Source organism: Colwellia psychrerythraea (genome assembly GCF_000764225.1).
Classification (GTDB): Bacteria; Pseudomonadota; Gammaproteobacteria; order Enterobacterales; family Alteromonadaceae; genus Colwellia; species Colwellia psychrerythraea_D.
This window is the reverse complement of the sequence record NZ_JQED01000012.1, coordinates 1-22,614: the sequence shown is the minus strand read 5'-3', so window position 1 is coordinate 22,614 and position 22,614 is coordinate 1. Positions and strand designations below refer to the sequence as shown.

At 36.8% G+C, this 22,614-nt stretch carries 14 protein-coding genes, 1 rRNA gene and 1 pseudogene; 9 read left to right on the top strand and 7 right to left on the bottom strand.

The genetic code is table 11. From position 1 onward, the window contains the following. Nucleotides 1–168: 168 nt before the first annotated feature. Nucleotides 169–2,097, bottom strand: coding sequence for a methyl-accepting chemotaxis protein (locus tag ND2E_RS14640; RefSeq protein ID WP_223303562.1), 1,929 nt, complete (start codon nt 2,095–2,097; stop codon nt 169–171). 594 nt (nt 2,098–2,691) lie between these two features. Between ND2E_RS14640 and ND2E_RS22360 the strand changes: the two are divergent. Next, nucleotides 2,692–5,918, top strand: a pseudogene (locus ND2E_RS22360) (EAL domain-containing protein). A 224-nt stretch (nt 5,919–6,142) separates the two neighbouring features. Next, nucleotides 6,143–7,252 carry a GGDEF domain-containing protein gene (locus ND2E_RS22350; RefSeq protein WP_052056339.1) on the top strand — a complete coding sequence of 370 codons (1,110 nt, stop codon included), beginning with the start codon at nt 6,143–6,145 and terminating at the stop codon, nt 7,250–7,252. Between the two features lie 99 nt (nt 7,253–7,351). Here ND2E_RS22350 and ND2E_RS14645 read toward each other — a convergent pair whose 3' ends face one another. After that, entirely contained in the window at nt 7,352–7,696 is a 345-nt protein-coding gene (locus ND2E_RS14645; RefSeq protein WP_033093138.1) for a 5-carboxymethyl-2-hydroxymuconate Delta-isomerase, read from the bottom strand. A gap of 141 nt (nt 7,697–7,837) precedes the next feature. Here ND2E_RS14645 and ND2E_RS14650 point away from each other — a divergent pair, with 141 nt between their 5' ends. Continuing rightward, complete coding sequence (locus ND2E_RS14650; RefSeq protein WP_033093137.1) at nt 7,838–8,074, top strand: RNA recognition motif domain-containing protein; 237 nt, start codon at nt 7,838–7,840, stop codon at nt 8,072–8,074. A 117-nt stretch (nt 8,075–8,191) separates the two neighbouring features. Here ND2E_RS14650 and ND2E_RS14655 read toward each other — a convergent pair whose 3' ends face one another. Both ND2E_RS14655 and nadE read right to left on the bottom strand, forming a co-directional pair. Beyond that, the gene (locus ND2E_RS14655; RefSeq protein WP_033093136.1) at nt 8,192–8,818 is read right to left on the bottom strand and encodes a GspH/FimT family pseudopilin; all 627 of its coding nucleotides are present in this window, start codon (nt 8,816–8,818) and stop codon (nt 8,192–8,194) included. 92 nt (nt 8,819–8,910) lie between these two features. Beyond that, complete coding sequence (gene nadE / locus ND2E_RS14660; RefSeq protein ID WP_033093135.1) at nt 8,911–9,750, bottom strand: ammonia-dependent NAD(+) synthetase; 840 nt, start codon at nt 9,748–9,750, stop codon at nt 8,911–8,913. A 428-nt stretch (nt 9,751–10,178) separates the two neighbouring features. Between nadE and glnB the strand changes: the two genes are divergently transcribed. After that, the gene (gene glnB / locus ND2E_RS14665) at nt 10,179–10,517 is read left to right on the top strand and encodes a nitrogen regulatory protein P-II (RefSeq protein ID WP_033093134.1); all 339 of its coding nucleotides are present in this window, start codon (nt 10,179–10,181) and stop codon (nt 10,515–10,517) included. A 213-nt stretch (nt 10,518–10,730) separates the two neighbouring features. Here glnB and ND2E_RS14670 read toward each other — a convergent pair whose 3' ends face one another. Next, nucleotides 10,731–11,489 carry an outer membrane protein assembly factor BamD gene (locus ND2E_RS14670; RefSeq protein WP_033093133.1) on the bottom strand — a complete coding sequence of 253 codons (759 nt, stop codon included), beginning with the start codon at nt 11,487–11,489 and terminating at the stop codon, nt 10,731–10,733. A 174-nt stretch (nt 11,490–11,663) separates the two neighbouring features. Between ND2E_RS14670 and rluD the strand changes: the two genes are divergently transcribed. The 3 genes from rluD to clpB all read left to right on the top strand — a co-directional run bounded on the left by rluD (nt 11,664) and on the right by clpB (nt 16,213). Beyond that, entirely contained in the window at nt 11,664–12,638 is a 975-nt protein-coding gene (rluD, locus tag ND2E_RS14675) for a 23S rRNA pseudouridine(1911/1915/1917) synthase RluD (protein ID WP_033093159.1), read from the top strand. Then, nucleotides 12,619–13,503, top strand: a complete 885-nt coding sequence (pgeF, locus tag ND2E_RS14680; protein ID WP_052056337.1) for a peptidoglycan editing factor PgeF — start codon at nt 12,619–12,621, stop codon at nt 13,501–13,503. Before rluD ends, pgeF begins: the two co-directional genes overlap by 20 nt. 133 nt (nt 13,504–13,636) lie before the next feature. Beyond that, nucleotides 13,637–16,213 carry an ATP-dependent chaperone ClpB gene (clpB, locus tag ND2E_RS14685; protein ID WP_033093132.1) on the top strand — a complete coding sequence of 859 codons (2,577 nt, stop codon included), beginning with the start codon at nt 13,637–13,639 and terminating at the stop codon, nt 16,211–16,213. A gap of 91 nt (nt 16,214–16,304) precedes the next feature. Here the strand turns inward: clpB and ND2E_RS14690 are convergent, their stop codons facing one another. Continuing rightward, a complete protein-coding gene (locus ND2E_RS14690) occupies nt 16,305–16,790 on the bottom strand; it encodes a DUF4124 domain-containing protein (protein ID WP_033093131.1) in 486 nt (161 codons plus the stop codon). A 393-nt stretch (nt 16,791–17,183) separates the two neighbouring features. Here ND2E_RS14690 and ND2E_RS14695 point away from each other — a divergent pair, with 393 nt between their 5' ends. Further along, on the top strand, nt 17,184–17,717 hold the full coding sequence (locus ND2E_RS14695) for a PEP-CTERM sorting domain-containing protein (RefSeq protein WP_033093130.1): 534 nt from the start codon (nt 17,184–17,186) through the stop codon (nt 17,715–17,717). Between the two features lie 704 nt (nt 17,718–18,421). On the opposite strand, the gene ND2E_RS14700 is transcribed toward ND2E_RS14695, so the two are convergent. Continuing rightward, nucleotides 18,422–21,556: a S8 family serine peptidase gene (locus tag ND2E_RS14700; RefSeq protein WP_033093129.1), complete on the bottom strand. Its 3,135-nt coding sequence runs from the start codon at nt 21,554–21,556 to the stop codon at nt 18,422–18,424. A 945-nt stretch (nt 21,557–22,501) separates the two neighbouring features. Between ND2E_RS14700 and ND2E_RS0121355 the strand changes: the two genes are divergently transcribed. Continuing rightward, nucleotides 22,502–22,614: ribosomal RNA gene (locus ND2E_RS0121355) — 16S ribosomal RNA — on the top strand; the annotation flags it as partial.

Below are 22,614 nucleotides of genomic sequence, written 5' to 3'. Positions count from 1 at the left end.
TTAGCCACTTAATGATTATTAATCAGTGACTAACATGCAAACAATTAGAAAAACTAAAAAGCCCTAGTGACTCTTGTCTACTCGGGCTTTTTTGTGTATTCATCGACATTGTTAATGTGCTAGTTATGATTTATGACTCGCTTCACTATTTATTATTAAGCATGAAATTTATACTTTAAAGGCGTTAACTTGATCTGTTAGCTCTACTGCTAAAGCAGCTAATTCATCACTAGCAGAAGCTATTTCTTTGGTACTTTCACCTGTTTCAATGGAAATATCACTTATCTGTGTTGCTTGCTGGTTAATATCTCGGGCAACTTCACTTTGTTGTTGAGTGGCAGTTGATATTTGAATGTTCATATCAGATATCATCGATACAGAAGACTCAACTTCTGCTAACGATTGTGTTACTTCATGAGTTTTATCAACGATTAATTGCGCCTGATCGGTACCTGCAATCATAGAATCGGTTGCAGCACTGACGTTTTGCTCTAATGATTTGATCATTTTTTCGATTTCTACGGTAGAATTTTGGGTATTTTGCGCTAAGTTTCTCACTTCATCAGCGACCACAGCAAAACCTCGACCTTGCTCTCCTGCTCTTGCTGCTTCTATTGCGGCGTTTAACGCGAGCAAGTTTGTTTGATCGGCTATTCCTTTAATCGTGACCAAAATATTGGCTATATCTTTGGTACCTGCTTGGACATCATCAATTAAGACTTTTGATTTAGTGATGTCATCAGATAGTTGTACAATTTGCTCTATAGTTTCATTAACCGTAATAGAGCTAATGTGGACTAGTTTAGTTGAAGTATCAGCAGCATTGGAAGCTTCAGCAGTGTTTTGCGTAACCTCATCAATGGAAACACTCATTTCGTTGATTGCCGTTGCTACTTGCTCAGTTGCTAGATGTTGGCGAGACACATTTTCATCGGTTAATTCGGTAATGCTAGAGAGCTCTTGGGAAGCTGCGGCTTGTTGATTGGCAGAGCTAGCGATATGCCCAACCATATCTTTTAACTTAACAATCATGTCATGCATTGCTTGTTGCAATAAACCTAACTCATCACTTTGATCAACGTCAATATCAGCGGTTAAATCTCCAGAAGATACCCGTTGCGCTATGGCAACTGCCTGTAAGATAGGACCACTTATATTTTTAGCGATAACAATAGCTATAATAGTGATAATCACGGATACAAGGGTGACTATCACTGCTGTAATATTGATAAGACTCTTTGAAGTTTCAAAAGCCTCTGCTTCATCAATTTCAGCAATAAGGGCCCATTTAAACCCGCCTAAGTCTATAGTACTGAACGAAGAAAGTACGCTGTTACCGTTATAGTCAATAATAATACGACTTGCAGTCTCACCAGCAAAAGCCGCTTTAACTGCATCGGTGTTCACACCATTTTTACTGATACTGCCAGCAAAAGATGCAATAACAGAATGACCTGTTGGATCTAAAAAGGAGTCTGAGCGCATTCGACGGTCTTCACCGACTAGATACGTTTCTCCAGTAGCCCCCATACCATCACGTTGTTGCATTATTTCGTTCACTTTGTTCAAAGGAAATTGTAGCGCAACATAACCAATGTGTTTTCCAGATATGCTACTAAGCTTTGTCATTATAAATGCAGCCGGTTCATCGTTGGAAGGTGGGTATGGTTTAAAGTCGGTAACTGATATTTCAGTTAAGCTACTTTGTTGTGAACTTTGAAATGCATCACCCAAACTGGTTTGATTAAGACCAGATAGAGCAATATTACTCCCCAAGTCAGACTCTTTTGCCGCAGTGAATATAATGTCACCTTGTAAATTTATAAAAAAGAGATCATACCAAGCATTTACTTTATTAATTTTAATAAAGCGCTCTGCATATTGATTCTCAGCTTGTCGCCAAGCATCGCTATTTAATCCATCAGTAGTTAATGCTTTATCAAAAGCATTGAAGGCTTCAGACGCATAAGGATCATCATTTAATACCTGCAAACTGGCTTTTAATGAGGAGAGGTAGTTAGAAATTTGTACTTTTTTTATCGAACGCACAGATTCTAATTGACTGAACGCTTGTGCCTGAATGGAATCGCTTGCCATATTGATACTGATATAGGCAAAAATAATGAGTGGTGTTAAAGAAAGAGATAGAAATGTAAAAACAAGCTTGTGATTAATTTTTCGAAATTTGAATATATAAGCTTATACCTTAGTAGTGAGGGACCCTATATATTTCCTCATCCGTTTGGTATATAGAAAACTTAATAAACCAATAACTCATCAATGAAGTTATTAACTATATCTTAGTAAACGTAACACGAACCCAAGCACAATGCGTTAATTCATTAAAAAAAATATTGAATCAGATAGGCATGTTTAAAAAAAATTAGGTAATAAATGATGAGTATTCTTGAAATAAAAAAGAGTAATGTTTACTAATTGTAAGTCTAAAGTTAAATAGGGGATAACACATTGTTATTATTTATAGTCAGTAGTTTTGAGATACTGAGTCTTTGTTTTAGCTCAATGTTTTTGTATGTTATATAGATAATAGGCACTAACAATACCGGCGGTTTTACAAGGACTAAAGCATGTTATTTTAAAAAGGAAAAGGTATAATATGTGATTTTTAGACGCTTATAAATTTTGCAAGGTAGATGTGTGAAGCAATTATTCAACCCCGCTATAAATTTAATGAACAACTTGAGTTACCCTCGAAAATTAATTGTACTTGGCGGACTTTCTCTCCTTTCCCTATTAATTGTTTCCATTTCTTTATTAGTCTACTTATCCGGATCAATCAGTACTGCTAACCAGCAATTAGAAGGCCTGAAACAAGCACAAAAAACATCAAGTCTCATTCAAGCATTACAGCAACATCGAGGGATGTCTGCCGCTGTTATTGCAGGGGTAAATAACAGTGCTGATATGCAGTTGTCAGTTAATAAGCAAGTTGATGAAAATTTTTTGAAAGTGAGTAAAGGATTACCTGCAGAATTAAAACAAGCAGCAAAATGGTCTACTATACAAGCGCAATGGCAATATTTAGATGCTAAAGGTATTACCTTAGCACTTGATGAAAGTTTTAACTTGCATACAGAATTAATTCACAATTTGAATTCTTTGCAACTACAAGTCGCTGATTATTATTTCTTACTGGTAATGGATGATCTTGATTCGTATTATTTAACAAATAGTTTTTTATTCACTATCCCCATCACGTTAGAGTTACTTGGGCAAGCACGTGCTGTTGGTGTTTCATACCTAGTAAATAAGGACATAAAATCTAGAGGAGAAATGGTCTCACTTTTATCAAATACCATTGTACCTCTTGATGTCTTTAAAAATAATGTGGGCAAGGTGAAAAGGGAGCTTATTTCGAATGGAGAAAGCCTTACTGCCCAAGAGCTCAGTCAAAAAATTGAAAGACATGTCACATTTACCTTGGATGGCGTTTTAGCTGATACTACTTCGATGAGTTCCCTTGAACTCTACAATCAATCTACATACGTTATTGATGTAGGTTATCAATTTTTAGATAATTCACTTTCTTTTACCCTAAGTACTTTACTGAATAGCAGAGTTAAAGAAGCAAATACTCAGTTAATTGTCAGTATTGGTTTTTCATCAGCGCTGTTTTTGATTGTATTGTATTTTATCATAGGACTACATTTCTCAACGATTAGAAGCATTAACTCTCTGACACAGGTTACTGGTAAGTTTTATGGTGGTGATCTTGATGCTCGGGTAACACTTGATACCCATGATGAGCTTAATAATATAGCCTTGGGCTTTAATGAAATGGCGACATCTTTTCAAAATCTAATGATTGATAAGGAAGAGATAAGTTCTAGGTTAAGAGCCATCATTGATAATTCACCGATAGGGATTTGGTTTACAGGAATAGATGGACGTTATCACTTTGTTAATAAGACATTTTGTAACTTAGCGGGAATAGAAGAAGAAGATATGCTAAATACTCCCTCTGCTAATCTTGCCTTATTACTAGGTGATGAAATTGCACATCATTGTTTAAATTCAGATAGAGCAGCTTTAGCACAAGACTTCCCCCATGTCTCTTATGAAACAATCCCACGCTTAAATGCTAAGCCATATATTCTTGAAGTTACAAAAGTTAAATTGAAAAACTCCCATGGTGAAGTTATAGGGCTTATTGGCATCAGCAAAGATATAACTAACAAACGTCAACAAGAAGAAGACTTAAAACTGGCAGATATTGTTTATCAAAATAGCTCTGAAGCGATGATGATCACCAATGCTAATAATGAAATCATCGCGATTAATCCAGCCTTAACTGAAATCACCGGTTATAGCTCGAGTGAACTCATTGGTAAAAACCCTAGTATATTTAGTTCAGGTAAGCAAAGCACAGAATTCTATCAATCAATGTGGGAAGAGTTGAAACTAACTGGCACATGGCAAGGCGAAATCTGGAACACTAAAAAAAATGGCGGAGAGTTTCCTGAATGGCTGTCAATCAATACCATTTACGATGATTATGGCAACGTTTTCAGACGAATTGCGCTATTTTCAGATATAACAGAAAAGAAAAAGAAAGACGCATTAATATTAAGGCAAGCTAAGTATGACAGTCTGACAAACCTTCCCAATCGAATAATGTTTATTGATCGACTGGAGCAAGAAATAAAGGTCTCTCAACGTAAAATGCAAAAGTTTGCTTTGATTTTTATTGACCTAGATAACTTCAAAAAAATAAATGATACTCGGGGCCATGTCTATGGTGATACGCTACTCATTGAAGCAGGAAAACGAATCACGCACTGTATTCGAGAAGTAGACAGTGTTGCGCGTTTAGGGGGAGATGAATTTACTATTCTTTTATCTGACATAGCGGATATACATAATGTCGAAATAATTGCTCAGAAAGTCTTAGATGCCTTAAGTAAACCATTTTATATTTCTAAAATGTATACCTATATCTCTGCCAGTCTAGGAGTGACCATCTATCCAAATGATGCAAGTAGCACTTTGGAATTATTAAAAAATGCTGACCAAGCAATGTACCTTGCTAAGAACCTCGGACGCAATAGGTTTTGCTATTTTACTGCCTCAATGCAAGAGCAAGCTCTAGAGCATTTAGAATTAATGGATGACTTGCGTGAGGCCATTACGTTGAATCAACTTACTGTGTTTTATCAACCAATTGTTGACTTAAAAACGGGGGAGATCCGTAAAGCTGAAGCTCTATTAAGGTGGAAACATCCAATTCGAGGTATGGTCAGCCCGGCTGAATTTATTCCACTTGCAGAAGAGTCTGGATTAATCATTGAAATAGGTGATTGGGTATTTAAGCAAACCGTTCAGCACATTAAAAAGTGCAAAGAACAGCTTGGTTTAGATATACAGGTCAGTGTTAATAAATCACCGGTACAATTTCGAGAATCGATAGAGCAATTAGATTGGTTATCCTACCTTGCTGAAAACCAATTGCCAGGGGAAAATATTGTTATTGAGATAACTGAAGGTTTGTTAATGAATAATAATATTAGCACTCTTGAGCGCCTCTCTAAGTTCAGAGCTGCTGGTATTGGTTTGTCGATGGATGATTTTGGTACTGGGTATTCATCACTATCATACTTGAAAAAATTTGCGCTTGATTATTTAAAATAGATCAATCATTTACGAGAAATATAGTGTTGGGATCTGAGGATATGATTTTGTCTGAAGCGATTATCACGATGGCACAAAAGTTAGGTCTGAAGGTGATAGCTGAAGGAATAGAAACAGAAGAACAAAAGAACTTACTCTATAATGCTGGCTGTAATTATGGACAAGGGTATTACTTCTCAAAACCTATACCCGCAGATGAATTTTTGCAGTTACTAGCACCTGATTCGTGTGATTTAGATATGAAATTGGATGTTAGCTGTGAGCAATAACGGTAAAGGGAATTACCATTTACGTTCGTAAGATAGAATACATATAGGTATTAGTTATAACAGGTGCAGTGTATAAATTCGAGATTATTTATCGCTACTTTTTATTTTACAATATGATTATTTTACGCGTAGTTGATTGAAATCAGTAAAAAAAGATTAATGATAGGTTATAGTTTAATGAATTATTTATTAGTGTGATAAATATATAAACACTAGGAAATATCATGGCTACTGTCCATCCCAAACTTATCGAAAGTTTAGTTGAGCAAACACCCAGAGCAATGATTGCTATGTTGATAGTATCTTGTGCTTATTTCGGCATTTTTATTAAATTCGTTCCATTTTCAGTGTTAATTATTTGGTTTATTTTTCAAATATTATTAGCGTGGTACCGTTTTTATAATGCAAGAACATTTAGAAAATGTTTAGCGCAAAAAGCTGAAAAAAAATTAGCAAAGCATGAAAAATACTTCATGCTTTCTAATGTATTTCAGGCTTTTATGTGGACAATATCTTCAATTCTATCCATTGTATATGCACCACAACCCTATGAGTTAGTTAGTTTAATAATGAGTATCGGCATAATAACTGCCGCCGCTCTCTCGATGTCATCACTGTATAAGGCATATTTGGTCTTTTTCTTTTCAATGATAATCCCTCAAATTATTATTATGCTTAATTATGGGCAGCATCAACATATCGGATTGGTTGTGTTAATTTTGATTTATATTCCTGCAACTATTTTACTATCTAGGGCTATTTATAATAGTCGTTTATCGAGCATTGAGGCCCATGATGAGCTACAGGACAATGTCGATGAATTACATAGATTATCAATCATGGATAATCTTACCAATATATATAATCGACGTTATTTCTTTGAAATATCTAAGAAATTAATAGCAACAGCATCTAGAGATAACAGCGCTGTTTCACTATTAATGCTTGATGTTGATTTCTTTAAACATGTAAATGATAACTATGGGCACCAAGCAGGGGATTTTATCTTAGTCGAATTAGTAAAAGAGTTAGGGACGATTATGCGCAAAGGTGATGTTTTTGCGCGTATTGGTGGTGAGGAGTTTACGGTTTTACTCAATAATACAGCGCTTGAAGGTGCAAAGGTTATCGCAGAGAAAATGCGAGTCACAATAGAAAATAAAATGTTTAACTATAGTTGCCATTCTATTGATATTACCATCAGTATAGGTATCTCCGAATTGAACACAGAAAATACTTCTATTGAGGATTTATATAAACAAGCAGATAAGCAGCTTTATATAGCAAAAAAAAGTGGTAGGAATAAAGTGTCGATATCACGCAATGCTGCTTAATTATGATACAGCAGATGTTAACTAACTAAGCTATCAGAGCTGTATCACTTTCACGTTAAGTGAAACTTACCGTCGTGTTCTCTTTTTAGGTTAATCGCGCTATAACATAGTGCGATTACAATAAGTGTCTTTTTCAAAATCACTAATGTTCATTGCTATATTGCGAATATCAGGGAACATAGTGCTCAGCATACTAACCATCTGTTTTGATAACTCAGCTTTTTGTTCAGTTGTCCTTCCTTGCATTATATGAGCAAAGACATGAATGAAAGGGTCTGCTTTATTACCAACGAGAAATTTCTTATAGGGGTTCAGTCTGACTTTGATATCTCCTTCCTCAAATAACCCTGCTGAATACGCAGTACGGTGAATTTGTTCTAGGATAAACTCTTCTTTATGAGATTCTAAAATGCTTTGTGAGCAGTCCATTATAAAATGTGGCATTACTATTCCTAGTTTTGAGGGGGATTATTGTTAATTAATGCTGTAATAATAAATTATTTTTGTTTTAATTGCATAATATCGCTTTGCCTATTGTGAATATATGAGACAATTTAGATTGCTATCACAATCCAATGGTTCATTATGAAACTTTTAGTTCGTAACCTTTCTCGCTCAACCACAGAGCAAGAACTTCGTATTTTATTTTCCGCCCACGGCACAGTCGCAGAATGTAGCTTAGTATTAGACCAAGTAACCGGTAAATCAAAAGGCTTTGGCTTTGTTGAAATGCCTAACGAGGTTGAAGCAAAAGCGGCATTATCTACTTTGCATGAAACAAGAGTTGCTAAGAATAAGATCCGAGTAAAAGTAGCTCAATAGAGCGACATTTATATTCGAAAACCAGCGTATTAGCTGGTTTTTTTATACCTACTACTTTTATATATAAAGAGAGGATATTCCCCTAGTTATATGCAAAGCTATGATGATTTTAGTGAATTAATCACAGACGATTTTTTGATGGCTACGTGTTTCATCTTGACCATCGTTATTGTTATCTGTTGTCGTATAAAACCGACCTGACCGAGCTATCACAATACCTCTTGATTTTTCTTCATAGCCTTTGGGGCAATACTTTAACGTGCCATTACTTAAACCAAATAAGTGACCAGTTGCCTGATAAGTTATTCTGTTTCTATTTGTTGCGTATTTTAAAGAGTCCCCTGAATTGATTGGACTTTTTGTCGCAAGTAATAGTTCATTATTAGCACTATCAAATTTCTTATTATTGTTAGAATCAACAAATACAGAAAGTTCATCATGCCAATTTACTGAGCAGACGCCATTGGTTTTTAGTGGGCAGATAATGACATTATCTTGCATATTTATTGCGTGATTTCTTGCCGCTAATAATAAACGAGCAAGACGTGAAATTTCATTATCGACCCGCAATTTCACAATGAAATCATTGAAACTGGGTAAAGCGATGGTAATGAGTATCGAGGTAACTCCTATACTGACCATCAATTCAATCAAGGTTATGCCCAACGATAAGGTTAATTGATGAGAGGTATTAGGTGTTATTTTGGGTGTGTTTTTGTCACATCTAGACTGAGTGTAAAGCATAAAAAATCCATTTTTATTAACTGTCCTGTGTTATTCAGTTATAGGTAATAAAAATGGATTATGCTAAGTCTTGATAGTGGTAAAAATTAGATTTAATCGTAGATCGTTGGTATTGCTTGTCTTTTATGTTGAGTTTTTTTATAAATGTTAATGATATGTTCGCTAACAGCATCAGTCACTTTTTTACCTTCTAAAAAGTTATCTAATTGTTCGTAGCTTATACCTAAAGCATCTTCATCTGTTTTACCCGGCTCTAGTTCTTCCAAGTCGGCCGTAGGCGCTTTGTCAACTAATATGCTGGGTGCTCCAAGCTCTTTAGCTATGGCTCTAACTTGTCTTTTTGATAAACCAAATAGTGGCGCTAAATCACAAGCCCCATCACCCCATTTTGTAAAAAATCCGGTGATATTTTCTGCGCTATGATCTGTGCCTATGACTAAAGCACCAATAATTCCGGCGATATGATATTGGCTTGCCATACGCATTCTGGCTTTTGCATTGCCTTTAGAGAAATCAATCTGGGCATCACTAGCATTTAGAATTTCAGCTTTGCTCATTGCTTGTAATACTTCATGATGAATACCATCAGCTGCGCTAAGTACGTTGGTGGTTAAGCAATGGCTAGGTTGAATAAAGTCTACTGCTTGTTGAGCATCTTCTTCATCTGCTTGAATGCCATAGGGTAAACGAACGGCAATAAATTGGTAGTTTGTTTTACTTTCACTTTGTTGTTCGTTGAGTTCATCTACAGCAAGTTGGGCTAGGCGTCCACAGGTTGATGAATCAACCCCACCACTGATCCCTAACACTAAATTACTTAGCCCTGACTGGACTAATTGTTTTTTGATAAAAGCAATACGGCGGTCTATTTCAAATTGAACATCAATTTCAGGTAAAACTTTCATTTCGGCAATGATAATTTGCTGATCCATAGGATTTCCTAGCAGGGCTTGAGTGTTAATAGCAATCTGACTAATTTATTGTTCACTTAGCGAGAATTAAAAGGCTTATAGGCAAGGCATTGACTGAAGAGAATGCTTATTCCCTTGTTTACATCAATAGCGCTGCATATAGACCTTTACCTTTTATTAGGTACTCGCCTTTCGGGAACTCATTAGCAAACTGATAACATCACAAAATAAATGAAATATAGACTAACTATGTTTAACTCATTTTGTTTGTTCTAAGCTCGCTAATATAGTTCTAAGTTGGACAATTAATTAATTCGTTTGGTATAAGTATGTAATTTTAACTAGTTTAACAAAATTAAAAGCCAATTGGATATTGCTAAATGACAATAAACACGCTGTAATAACTTTATTATTTAAATCATTACAACTTTAACTGACGAGCAACGCAGATGAAAAAAATAGAAGCGATTATTAAACCATTTAAAATGGATGATGTAAGAGAAGCCCTTGGTGAAATTGGTGTCACTGGTATGACTGTTTCTGAGGTTAAAGGGTTTGGCCGTCAAAAGGGTCATACTGAGTTGTATCGTGGTGCAGAGTATATGGTCGATTTCTTACCTAAAGTGAAACTAGAAATCGTCATTGCTAAAGAAGATGTTGAGCGATGTGTTAATGCAATCTTGGAAACTGCGCAAACTGGAAAAATAGGTGATGGTAAAATCTTCATTACTGATGTAGAGCGCGTTATTCGAATTAGAACCGGTGAAGAAAACCAAGAAGCGCTTTAATTTGAACTTAACCGTGTATTGCGACTGTAATAGTTTTATAGTCGCTTACCCCTCTTTACCCAGCAAAAGATATTCTCATTTTGGCGGCGAATACTAATCTAAACAATAACAATTCAGGCTCTTAAGCAAGCTATTTAGCCATAAAAAAAGCTAAATTACCGAAGCAATTTAGCTTTTGTTTGCACTAACCCAAGGTTAGTTTCACTTTTATCGTTACTCTACTAACTTGTTATTTGGGAAGTTAGCAGCAAGCACTTGCATTGCATTTTTCTTTAAATCAGCTAAACCCAAGTTACCGTAACACTCAATCATGATCTCTAATGCTTGCTCTATTTCTGGGCTTGGAGAGAAATATTCAACTACGTAACGAGCACGGTTAGCTGCAGAAGCATATGCCTCACGCTTGATGTAATACTTTGCCACGGCAATTTCATACTTTGCAAGGCGAGATTTTATTGAAATCATGCGTTTACGAGAATCGGCAGCGTATTTACTGTCGGGAAAGTCAGTAACTATACTTTTAAAATCATTGAACGCGCTGCGTGAAGCTTCAGGATCGCGATCGGTACGATCAATGCCTGCTAAGTCTTGAAATAAGTTTTCTTCAGTTGAAATATTGATAAGTGCACGCATGTAATAGACATAATCAACATTAGAGTTATTTGGGTTTAACCGTAAAAAGCGATCGGCTAAGGCAATACCTTGTGCAGCATCACCACTTTTGTAATAAGCATAAATTAAATCAAGCTGCACTTGATGCGAGATAGGACCAAAAGGGAAACGTGAATCAATCGCGCCAAGAATTTGAATCGCTTTTTGATATAAACCATTATCAAGGGCTGCCCTAGCATCTACAAATAAAGCTTGGGCAGACTTATCTGGTACCTTGTCTATCTCACTTTCTGAGGATGAACAACCAGTTAAGGCCAATGCTAGAACGGTTAAAATAATTTTTACTGTCAATTTTTCCATGAAATTTATTATCGCTACTTTGTTTTAATTAAAATAAATATCAAACCATCGCGTAAACGGGTAAAATGCTTAAATATTTAAGAATATGCATTCTACCCTAGCAATCTTACCTTGCCCAGTGCAAATGGTAATTTGATTAATACGCTAGGTTTAATCGAGTTTAAAGAGAATTTAATGCCAGAAATCATCCAACATCAAGATACCGTGCCTGAATCGTGTTTAGGTAAACGCTTTGACCAATCATTAGCGCAAATGTTTCCTGATTATTCACGATCACGCTTAAAAGATTGGATTGTAGCAGGACAAGTACGCGTAAATGGTGAAGTACTCACCCGTGCCAGAGAAAAAATGTATGGCGGTGAACTTATTGAAATTAATGCAGAAGTTGAGCCTGAATTACGTTTTGAAGCACAAAATATTCCACTAAATATTGTTTATGAAGATGACGATATTTTAGTGATAAATAAACCCGCAGGTCTAGTTGTTCATCCTGGTGCCGGTAATCCTGACGGTACAGTACTTAATGCATTATTGCATCATTGTCCTGAACTTAACGTAGTGCCAAGAGCAGGTATAGTTCATCGTCTTGATAAAGACACTACTGGTTTAATGGTCGTTGCAAAAACAATTGCAGCGCAGACTAACTTGGTTGAAGCATTGCAGTTACGTGAGATAACGCGTGAATATGAGGCTGTAGCCAATGGGGTTATGACTGCTGGTGGTTTAGTTGATGAGCCTATCGGCCGTCATTCTACTAAACGCACACAAATGGCTGTTTCTTTTGTTGGTCGACCTTCGGTAACGCATTATCGAGTAATGGAAAAGTACCGTCTACACACTCGTTTACGTTTACGTTTAGAAACGGGTAGAACACACCAAATTCGTGTACATATGTCTCATATTACCCATCCACTTGTTGGTGATCCTGTTTATGGCGGCCGTCCTCGTCCACCAAAAAACTCAACAGAAGCGTTATTAATGAAATTGCGTACCTTTAAACGTCAAGCATTACATGCAGCAATGTTATCTTTATTCCACCCAATTACTGGAGAAGAAATGACTTGGCATGCAGAACTACCAGCAGATTTTGTTGAGTTAATCGAACTGCTTCAAGAAGATAATAAGCTCAATGGTCAAGACGAATACTAGTCAAGGTGAAGGCACACATTCTACCAACTCAGCGATTGAGTTGGTAAAATGGCCATTTAATTTATCGTCTTCTCTTGATGATAATGTTCTTGCACTACAAACATCACGCCTTTCTCCACAGTTAGCTCAAAATTCATCGATTAATACATTATCTAGTGGACAAGCGTCATCAACTTTTGGTGGATTTAATTTAGGACTACATGTTGGTGATGATGTTGAATGCGTTACTTACAATCGTAGACTTTTAAGTTACTTTATTAGCCAACAGCTCTTTGACAAGACTTTAAGAGCAGGAACAAAACGACTTGAACAATTTCCCATCCAATGGTTAGAGCAGGTTCATGGTAATGAAGTAGTGACTGTCACTAGTGTGGATAAACAAGCTATAGTTGCAGATGCGAGTATTACCCGTCAGAAAAATATAGCTTTGGCCATTATGACAGCTGACTGTTTACCTATTCTCTTAAGCCATAAGACAGGGAGAGAAGTTGCTGCAATTCATGGGGGGTGGCGACCATTAATAGGAAACATTGTCGCTAAAACAATAACAAAAATGCACAGTAAGCCTGCTGATATTGTCGCTTGGCTTGGTCCATGTATTGGCAAGGATGCTTTTGAAGTGGGGGAAGAGGTCAAACAAGCCTTTACTCAGCTTAATGAAGTTTTCAAGAATGCCTTCGTCTTGCAAGAGAATGGAAAGTATTTAGCCGATTTACATCAAATTGCTCGATTACAGCTAACATCTTTAGGCGTGAATAATATTGCTAGTCTTGCAAAGTGTACCTATCTCGAAACAGAGACATTTTACTCGTATAGAAAACAGCAGAGAACGGGTCGAATGGCGAGTGTTATTTGTCGGCGTTAATCCCTCTTTTTGCTCACTAAAGCATTATCGTCTCTCTTTGACTTATATCAATCATCTGTCTTCATACGTATTGAAAAATTATCTTTTAGCCTTATAACTTAACTATGTAATATGGAAAGTTAGGAGAGTTAACATGCGATTAGATCGCTTTACCCAATCATTTCAAGAATCTATAGCTGACGCACAATCACTTGCTCTTGGCAAAGATCATCAGTTCATAGAACCCGTTCATTTAATGATGGCGTTATTGAATCAAAACGGTAACTCTATTATTGCGTTGTTGAAGAGTGCCGGTATTGATGTGCGCTCTTTACGTCAGAAATTAGAAGAGGCTTTGGGGTCTTTAGCACAAGTGCAAGACAGCGCTGGCGATGTGCAATTATCAGCAGCCTCTGGTCGAATATTAAATCTATGTGATAAACATGCACAAAAAATGTCAGATAAGTTCATCTCCTCTGAAATGTTTATATTGGCAGCTATAGATGATAAGGGAATATTAGGAAAGATACTTGCTGAACTAGGGGCAAACCATCAACGAATAAAGTCGGCAATTGATCACATTCGAGGTGGTCAAAATGTTGATGAGCAAAATGCCGAAGATGTTCGCCAAGCTTTAAATAAATATACCGTTGATTTAACGGAACTTGCTGAGCAAGGAAAGCTTGACCCCGTTATCGGTCGAGATGATGAAATCCGTCGTACTTTACAAGTATTGCAACGCCGTACTAAGAATAATCCCGTTCTTATTGGACAACCTGGTGTTGGTAAAACTGCGATTGCAGAGGGGTTAGCCCAACGCATTGTTGATCATGAAGTACCGGAAGGTTTAAAAAATAAGCGTGTTTTATCATTGGATATGGGATCTTTAGTCGCAGGGGCAAAATATCGCGGTGAATTTGAAGAACGCTTAAAAGCGGTATTAAATGAATTATCAAAAGAGGAAGGGCAAGTCATCCTCTTCATAGATGAATTGCATACTATGGTTGGTGCTGGTAAATCTGACGGTGCAATGGATGCAGGGAATATGTTAAAACCTGCATTAGCCCGAGGGGATTTACACTGTGTTGGTGCAACTACACTTGATGAGTATAGGAAATACATTGAAAAAGATGCCGCACTTGAGCGTCGTTTTCAAAAGGTGTTAATCGAAGAACCGAGTGTTGAAGATACTATTGCTATTTTACGTGGTTTAAAAGAACGTTATGAACTGCATCATTCAGTTAATATTACCGATCCTGCTATCGTAGCGGCAGCAACATTATCTCATCGCTATATCAGTGATAGACAATTACCTGATAAAGCTATTGATCTTATCGATGAAGCAGCTTCGAGCATTCGTTTGCAAATGGACTCTAAGCCAGAGGATTTAGATAGACTCGAACGTCGATTGATTCAGCTAAAACTGGAGCAAAAAGCACTTGAGAAAGATGATGATGAAGCGTCAATCAAGCGTTTGGCAATCATCTCACAACAAATTAATGATAATCAGCAAAAGTATGATGATTTCGATGAAATTTGGACAACAGAAAAAGCAGCGCTATATGGTGCTCATACGATAAAAGAAGAACTCGAACAAGCACGAATTGAACTTGAATCAGCAAGGCGAAGCGGTGATTTAAATCGTATGTCGGAATTGCAGTATGGAAAATTACCTGAACTAGAGAAGCAGCTTGATTTGGCTAGTCAAGCTGAAATGCAAGAAATGACCTTATTGGCTAATAAAGTCACCGATGTTGAAATCGCCGATGTTCTTAGTCGCGCTACAGGAATACCTGTTGCGAAAATGTTAGAGCAAGAGCGTGATAAGTTATTGCACATGGAAGAACAGTTACACCAAAATGTTATTGGTCAACGTGAGGCAGTAGGCTCAGTCGCAAATGCTATTAGGCGCTCTCGTGCTGGTTTGAGTGATCCTAACCAACCAATAGGTTCCTTTTTATTTTTAGGCCCAACTGGGGTTGGTAAGACAGAATTAACCAAAGCGCTTGCAGAATTTTTATTTGACTCTCATGATGCATTAATACGTGTTGATATGTCTGAATTTATGGAAAAACATTCAGTTGCACGTTTAGTGGGAGCACCTCCAGGTTATGTTGGTTATGAAGAGGGCGGTTATTTAACTGAAGCGGTCCGTAGAAAGCCTTACTCAGTTATATTGCTCGACGAAATTGAAAAAGCACACCCGGATGTATTTAACATACTATTGCAAGTACTTGATGATGGGAGATTAACGGATGGGCAGGGTCGAACCGTTGATTTCAAAAATACTGTCATTATTATGACCTCAAATATTGGCTCAGATGTTATTCAAGAGTTAGCAGGTGATAGCCAGTATGAGCTAATGAAAGCACAAGTCATGGATATTTTAGGTCAGCACTTCAAACCTGAGTTCATCAATCGTGTAGATGAGTCAGTGGTTTTCCACCCTCTGGTTGAAGAACAAATTAAAGAAATCGCCAAAATACAAATTGAAGCTTTAGCAGGGCGATTAATAGAGCAAGAGCTAAATTTAACGATTAATGATGAAGCACTTTCACTAATTTCTGCCGCAGGCTTTGATCCTATATTTGGAGCCAGACCTTTAAAACGAGTAATACAGCAGGGTGTGGAAAATCCATTGGCACAAAAAATACTGGGCAATAAATTTGCTAAGGGTAGTACAATTGAGGTAACCGTTGCTGAAGGAGAATTAGATTTCTCTACTAAATAATTGTTTGGAAAATAAGCTAGGTATTCGCAATACTTAGCTTAATTCACTCGTTTTGAAAGTATAGTTTTCAGGACTAAAGCAATTTATTTGATTACTCATTACAGTAAAGTTCTTCATGTTTTTTACTCAAGGCTAACTTATTTGCTTTTTCAGGAGCCGTAAGCGGGCGACTACCAATAGTACCGTCGCTATTCTCTTCATTAATATGAACGTCATTTAATGAGTTTAACATTTTGATATTCAATCGAGCTGCTTTACAATTTTTTTTATAGGTAGCTTTATTTTGAGCTATTACATTATCCTGCTGTTTTTCTTGATCTGTAATTTTCTGTTCGGCATTACTTTGCTCGGCAATCAACTTTCTTTCTGCTTTCGATAGAGCCTTATAAGATGAAATAGTACTGAACTCTCTATACTCATCTCCCTTGGGTAGGTTTTGGCTGAAATGCACAACGTTATTTTTATCAACCCAACGATAAATGGCTATTTCTTTAGCGCTTACCACGTTTACGGTTGATGAGAGGAAAAGGGTACTTGTCAATACTGTTGCTGTGAAAGACAATCTTTTTGTTTTCATAGAAAAACCTTATTGATAATTTATCGACGATAGTACAAAAACACTTTAGCTAATAACTGAATATCTCTGGCAGCAATAAGTATAGCTGTATATTTAGCTTCATAAGCTAGCAAATTATTAATCTAATAACAAATACTTAATATTCCTCGATTATTTGCGCGAGTGTCAGTTTTTTTTACATATTACTTTTCTGTTGTTAAATATATGTAAATTTAGTGTTGCTCTAATGGTAATTTATTGTAATGTAAGGTTAAAGTTATTTAGGCGTGATTATTGCTTTAGAAGAATGCAATGTCGGTAAGTGCTTTTAAGTCATTAATAAATAACTTTTTGAGTGATGCCGCTATTAATTACAATAAAAATAAAACAGCCATATTATAAATAGGAAGTAACATGTTAAATAAATTAATTTTACGCGCTTTTTTGTCGATCTCTTTAGCGTTAAGTTTTACTGGCGCAGCAAATGCAACATTAATCAGCCAAGATATTCTTTTTGATACTATTGCGGATGATGTTGCTGAGTTTGAAGTAATCGGTAATATTACTATTAACTTAGATACAATGGATGAGTTTGGGTTTGTTGAAAATGCATGGGACTCTTTTACCTTTTTTGGCTATGATGTTGACGCCTTTGATGAAAACTGGGACCTATTTATAGCAATCGTTGATCCAGGTAACATTGCTGCAGGTATTGAAACCCTTGATTTTGATGTGACTGTATTTTCAAGCCTCAGCTTCGCTGGTTACATAGATGCATTTGACCCAGATGCCAGTGTTTCATTCTCTTTATTTGATAATGCCAATGATAGTTTATTTAATGCTGGAAACTTAGCTTTCGGTGAAGCTACCGTAGTGCCTACTCCTGCAACATTAGTATTGTTTTTAACAGCTGTTGCTGGATTGGCTGCGCGTCGTAAAAATAGCTAATTCAGGTTTTACCTTGTCTTTAGCAAATCGACAATAGTGCTTAAGCTATAAGAATGATAAAGAGGCTTTACTTCGGTAAGGCCTTTTTTGTGTCTGTTATTTACATGGTCAATATATTCAAAGCGGTTAAAAACTCCTTTCTTTTTATTCTTTATTGTTTAAATACTCCATAATAGTCCTTTATCTGTCTTACTTAATGTTAGGTTACACTACAGAAGTCGTTTAACGCTGTTCTGTGTTAGTAATCTTAATTTAATACAATGTATTACCTTTAAACTAGTTGGTCTGTAGAACTTATAATATAGGCATTATTAGGGTTGATATTAGCTAAAATTGATAGAAATTAACTTATTCAAATACTGAGTCAATCTATTAATTGACAACATTAAGTCCTAATTTTACTGAGTAAATAGGTGCTTAGTTTAATTTAACTATTGGTTAAGTTTAATAATAGATATATAGCTTGATGCTTTACTTTATTTCTATAAAAAAGTAGCAGGAGAATAATTTTACCAAGTTGATGGACCGTATTGTGTTATGGATAAATAGTAAATGACAGGCTTGCCAGAAGCATTGTAGCGATTAAAGGTTAAAAGATAGGAGAGATTGGAAAGAAAATAAAAAGCCCCCTTAATTATCTTTAAGAGGGCTTTGCTCACATTACCTAGTTCATTAGCTACTTAACTAATCAACAAAGGAAATAACTAGTTTTTTAATTCTAATACTGTTGTACCTTCAGCTTCACCTTCAGCATTAAAGTATGTCACAGCACCCATATAGGTAGTACCTGTTGGTAAACCTCGAGTTAATATACTAGTGTAGTTAAAGCGACCGTTAATGGCTCTTTTACTTGAAACTACGCGAGTAGTTCTTTCAGCCTGATCGGCAACCCAACCTACCATAGTATAATTTAGAGGGCTTACATCTGCGGTGTTGTAACCGTGTATCCAAACTAAGTAAATATCACCGACGTTAATATCACTGCGACCTTCAGGGTTAGTTAAAACTACATCTTCGTTAGAAGCAGCATTTAGAGATGAAGCTACCCGACTACATGACCATTTATCACAACGATATACGTACATATCTAAATCAGCAGCACCTGAACCATCACCCACTAAGTTATCAGTTAGACTGAAACGCGCTACTTTTGTACCTTCAGGGATATTGAAGAAGTGCGTACCCAAACCGTCTTCATTAAAGCTAAAGTCAGCATCAGGATCTTGTTCTACACTACCCGCAGTACCAAAAGGAGCAACTAAACCAGCATGTTCAATACTTGTTCTACCAGAATAAAGCATTTTAACAGGGAAGCGGAAACGGCCGCGATTAAGATCACCTGAGATCAGTTCTGGTACTTCAATTTGAACTGTTGGTATTGCTTTAAATGCTAATGGTAAACGTACTGAGTGACCAGCGCCGTCTGTCCAAGTGATAGCGCCAAACTTCCAAGCATCAATTTCAGTCGTTTCAGTTTGACTAACTGTTATTGCAAAGCTAGCTTTTCCACCTTCACCAGCAACATCTAATGTTGCAGCTTCAGTTTCTTCACCTTCAGAGTTGAATGTTTGAACGCTAATATCAAAACCCGCTGGTGCTTCAACTGTTGCAGTATAAGAAGATGCAATTGGTGTTGCATTTGAAACTGTTCTAAAGATAGTTTCAGGGTCTAATAATTCAGCGATAGCAATCGAAGGAAGATTCAATTGACTAGCATCTGTACTAAAACCTGTACTCGTTAAATCAGCACAACTTGTATCGTAACCAGAAACAAAAGCTTCTTTGTCTTGACCACAAAGGAACGCTAAGTAATCAGCAAGGTTAGTATCAAATAATAAACCAGGATCTAAAGCAGCAACAGGAGCTACATGACCAGAGCCGAAATCATACGGGTCTGCTTGGGTAGTACCATCTTCTTTAGTTAAGTTTTGACGAGCGGTAGTCATCATTGCTGATTTAATCTGTGCTGGGGACCAAGAACTATTTGACTCTTTAAATAGTGCAGCTAGACCGGCAATGTGTGGGCTAGACATCGAAGTACCTTGAAGATACTTGAACGTTTCACCATGTGTTTCAAACATTGGAGCAGAAGTTGTTGCTGCTAATATTTTTACACCAGGAGCAGTAATATCAGGTTTGATAATATCGTAGGTATTTAAGTTTGGACCGCGTGAAGAGAAATCAGCGATAGTATTACCAACTTCAACGGCTTCACCTGCAGCTGTATTATCTGTAAATTCTACCGAAGTACTTCCATCTGCAATACTTGCGCTTAACGATTGACCATCAGCAAAAGAAATCATCGAGCCTGTAATCGTTACTGCTGGGTCTGTGCCTCCCATAGAAAATGGCGATGTGCCTTCTGTTGTATATAAAACAACTCCTACGGCACCTGCATTTTGCGCATTGAGAAACTTCTCAGTAAAAGCACAAGAACCACGAGCGATAAGAGCTATTTTACCTGCTAACTCATCGCCGTTTGTCAATGGATCATCATTACATGCTTGTACAGGTTGCGCTAAAGCAAGCTCACCTGAAAGGCCTACGGTTGCAGGAGAAAAACCTGAAGGTACTGATAAAATTGAAGTACCCGCTAAAGAGCCAGAAGTAATATCAAGCGCTTTGCCAACAATCGCTGAAGTGCCATTATAAGTAGATGCCGCTACACTTGTCACCCACGGAGCTGGAGTACCTACTGTCTCAATATCAGGACCTTCATTTCCGGCAGAAACCGCAACAAAGACACCTGCAGCTGTAGCATTTAACATTGCTGCAGTAGCTGGAACGGTTAAATCAGTTCTGCTACCACCAATGGAATAGTTGAGTACATCAACACCATCAGTAACTGCAGCGTCAATAGCAGCCATGGTATCACCACCAAAACAACCGCGCTCTTTAGCACCTTCCGGAGTTACGTAGTCACTGTTCCAACAAACTTTGTAAGCTGCGATACGCGCACGTGGTGCCATACCTGAAACGGTACCTACAGGAGTGCCTGAAAGTATAGCTTCAACATTTTCATTACCACCTGCAGTACTTGCAGTGTGGCTACCGTGGCCATCAGCATCACGAGGAGATTCAAATTCACCTAAAGCATATTGAATGTCATAAGTACTTTCAAAACTTGATTTAAAATAACGAGCACCAATTAGTTTGTTATTACAGGAAAAATCTTCATCAGTACCCGTATCACATGCACCCAACCAACCTAAATCAGCAGGGTCTGAATAAGAGCCATCATCAGCAAAACTAGGGTTTTCAGGCCAAACACCTGTATCGATTACACCGATAATGATGCCTTCACCCTTGGTGTTCATGGTGTGTTGACCACCTTCACCTGTTAAGCCAAGAAATTCAGGGGTATTTGCAGTATTTACAACTTCTAATCTATCTTCATATACACCAATTACATCCGGATGAGATTCTAGCTGTGCTTTTTGCTTTGCATTTAACTTGGCCGTGAAACCATTATAAGTATGTTTGAAAGAATGCAGAATATTGATTGAATCAACAGAGCTAGCAACTCGTTTCTGTTTGTTCTCAAGGGCTTTGGTATAAGCTTTCATAGCAGGAGTATGAGCGTTATAACGATTACCTGTATTGGCAACTAATTGGTTAGTAGGTAAAAGTTCTCCAATATCTTGAGCTTGAGCAATTGCTGTTTTGCCTTTAAGTTGAACAATATAACCTGTTGCTTTTTGTTTAGTGTTAACTTCACTTCCAACAGGTTTGAATTTATTGATATCACCTGATACTTCGTTGGCAACAACCGTTGTATTAGCGGTAGCCGTGATTGCTAAAGTAATCAGGCTCCCTACTAAAGATTTCTTAAAATGCATGTTTATCTCCGTTTTATTATTATGTCGTCGCTGTGTATATTCATTACACTTTCTTTATCTTCATTGATAAGGCTCAAATGAAAAATAGCGAGTCTCAATTCTAAGCAATAATAATGCCTTTGTTGCAAAAATGTTAAATTTGTTGGGCGTGTGGCAGGTTTTTATATTATTTGACTAAAATATCAGTCAAATAATAGCGGTGTTTGTAAATTTATTTTACATATTTGTTGAAATTATTTATAAAACTAATAGTTTTAAGCAGATAATTGACAGTTTTTTTTAATCTTTATTTGTTTATCTTATTGTTTTGATGTGTGTTTTTGTTGGTTTTTGGCCGTGCTTCGGGTGTTGTTAATTTGTTGTAAAAAAAACTGACACACTATATTTAAGTGTAATAGTAGTCAGGGAGCGTGTTTTTTATACAAACACAGCCTAAAGTTAAAATAATGCTTGTAGTATGTGAGGAAGTCTCTACAATGCGCTCCAGTTCCAAGGGGTTCACACAAAATGAATCATCAAAGAACTGTTTTGATAAGTTATCTAGATGCTTTTAAGCTTATTTCGATAACTTAACGTCAGTTTTTAAAGTGTATTTAAAATACTTTACTTTTTCTTTAAGAAAAACGTTGACATCAAAACTGAGGGGCGTATCATGCGCATCCTGCTTCGGGCAAACGGCAACGTTAGCAAGAGGTACAAGGCACTTGACGAATGCGATTAAGGCCTATCTCGATAGAGAGTTCTTTAACAATTAGTTATCATGCAATTTGTGTGGACACTCACATTACAGTTGTTTTACTTTGTTTCCTTTGGAAACAAAAAAAACGCTTAATGATGAATGTCACACAGATAAATATATACTTATATATGTAATGCGATATCTGCTTAGGCAGGTATCACGACAGAATTCATTGAGCAGCGAGTTTATCTCGCACAAACGATTTTTAATTGAAGAGTTTGATCATGGCTCAGATTGAACGCTGGCGGCAGGCTTAACACATGCAAGTCGAGCGGTAACATTTCTAGCTTGCTAGAAGATGACGAGCGGCGGACGGGTG

Coding starts and splice junctions, on each gene's coding strand:
- ND2E_RS14700 (WP_033093129.1), bottom strand. CDS start 21,556: ATGCATTTTAAGAAATCTTTAGTAGGGAGCCTGATTACTTTAGCAATC.
- clpB (WP_033093132.1), top strand. CDS start 13,637: ATGCGATTAGATCGCTTTACCCAATCATTTCAAGAATCTATAGCTGAC.
- nadE (WP_033093135.1), bottom strand. CDS start 9,750: ATGGATCAGCAAATTATCATTGCCGAAATGAAAGTTTTACCTGAAATT.
- glnB (WP_033093134.1), top strand. CDS start 10,179: ATGAAAAAAATAGAAGCGATTATTAAACCATTTAAAATGGATGATGTA.
- rluD (WP_033093159.1), top strand. CDS start 11,664: ATGCCAGAAATCATCCAACATCAAGATACCGTGCCTGAATCGTGTTTA.
- ND2E_RS14695 (WP_033093130.1), top strand. CDS start 17,184: ATGTTAAATAAATTAATTTTACGCGCTTTTTTGTCGATCTCTTTAGCG.
- ND2E_RS14655 (WP_033093136.1), bottom strand. CDS start 8,818: ATGCTTTACACTCAGTCTAGATGTGACAAAAACACACCCAAAATAACA.
- pgeF (WP_052056337.1), top strand. CDS start 12,619: ATGGTCAAGACGAATACTAGTCAAGGTGAAGGCACACATTCTACCAAC.
- ND2E_RS14650 (WP_033093137.1), top strand. CDS start 7,838: ATGAAACTTTTAGTTCGTAACCTTTCTCGCTCAACCACAGAGCAAGAA.
- ND2E_RS14645 (WP_033093138.1), bottom strand. CDS start 7,696: ATGCCACATTTTATAATGGACTGCTCACAAAGCATTTTAGAATCTCAT.
- ND2E_RS14670 (WP_033093133.1), bottom strand. CDS start 11,489: ATGGAAAAATTGACAGTAAAAATTATTTTAACCGTTCTAGCATTGGCC.
- ND2E_RS14640 (WP_223303562.1), bottom strand. CDS start 2,097: ATGGCAAGCGATTCCATTCAGGCACAAGCGTTCAGTCAATTAGAATCT.
- ND2E_RS14690 (WP_033093131.1), bottom strand. CDS start 16,790: ATGAAAACAAAAAGATTGTCTTTCACAGCAACAGTATTGACAAGTACC.
- ND2E_RS22350 (WP_052056339.1), top strand. CDS start 6,143: ATGGCTACTGTCCATCCCAAACTTATCGAAAGTTTAGTTGAGCAAACA.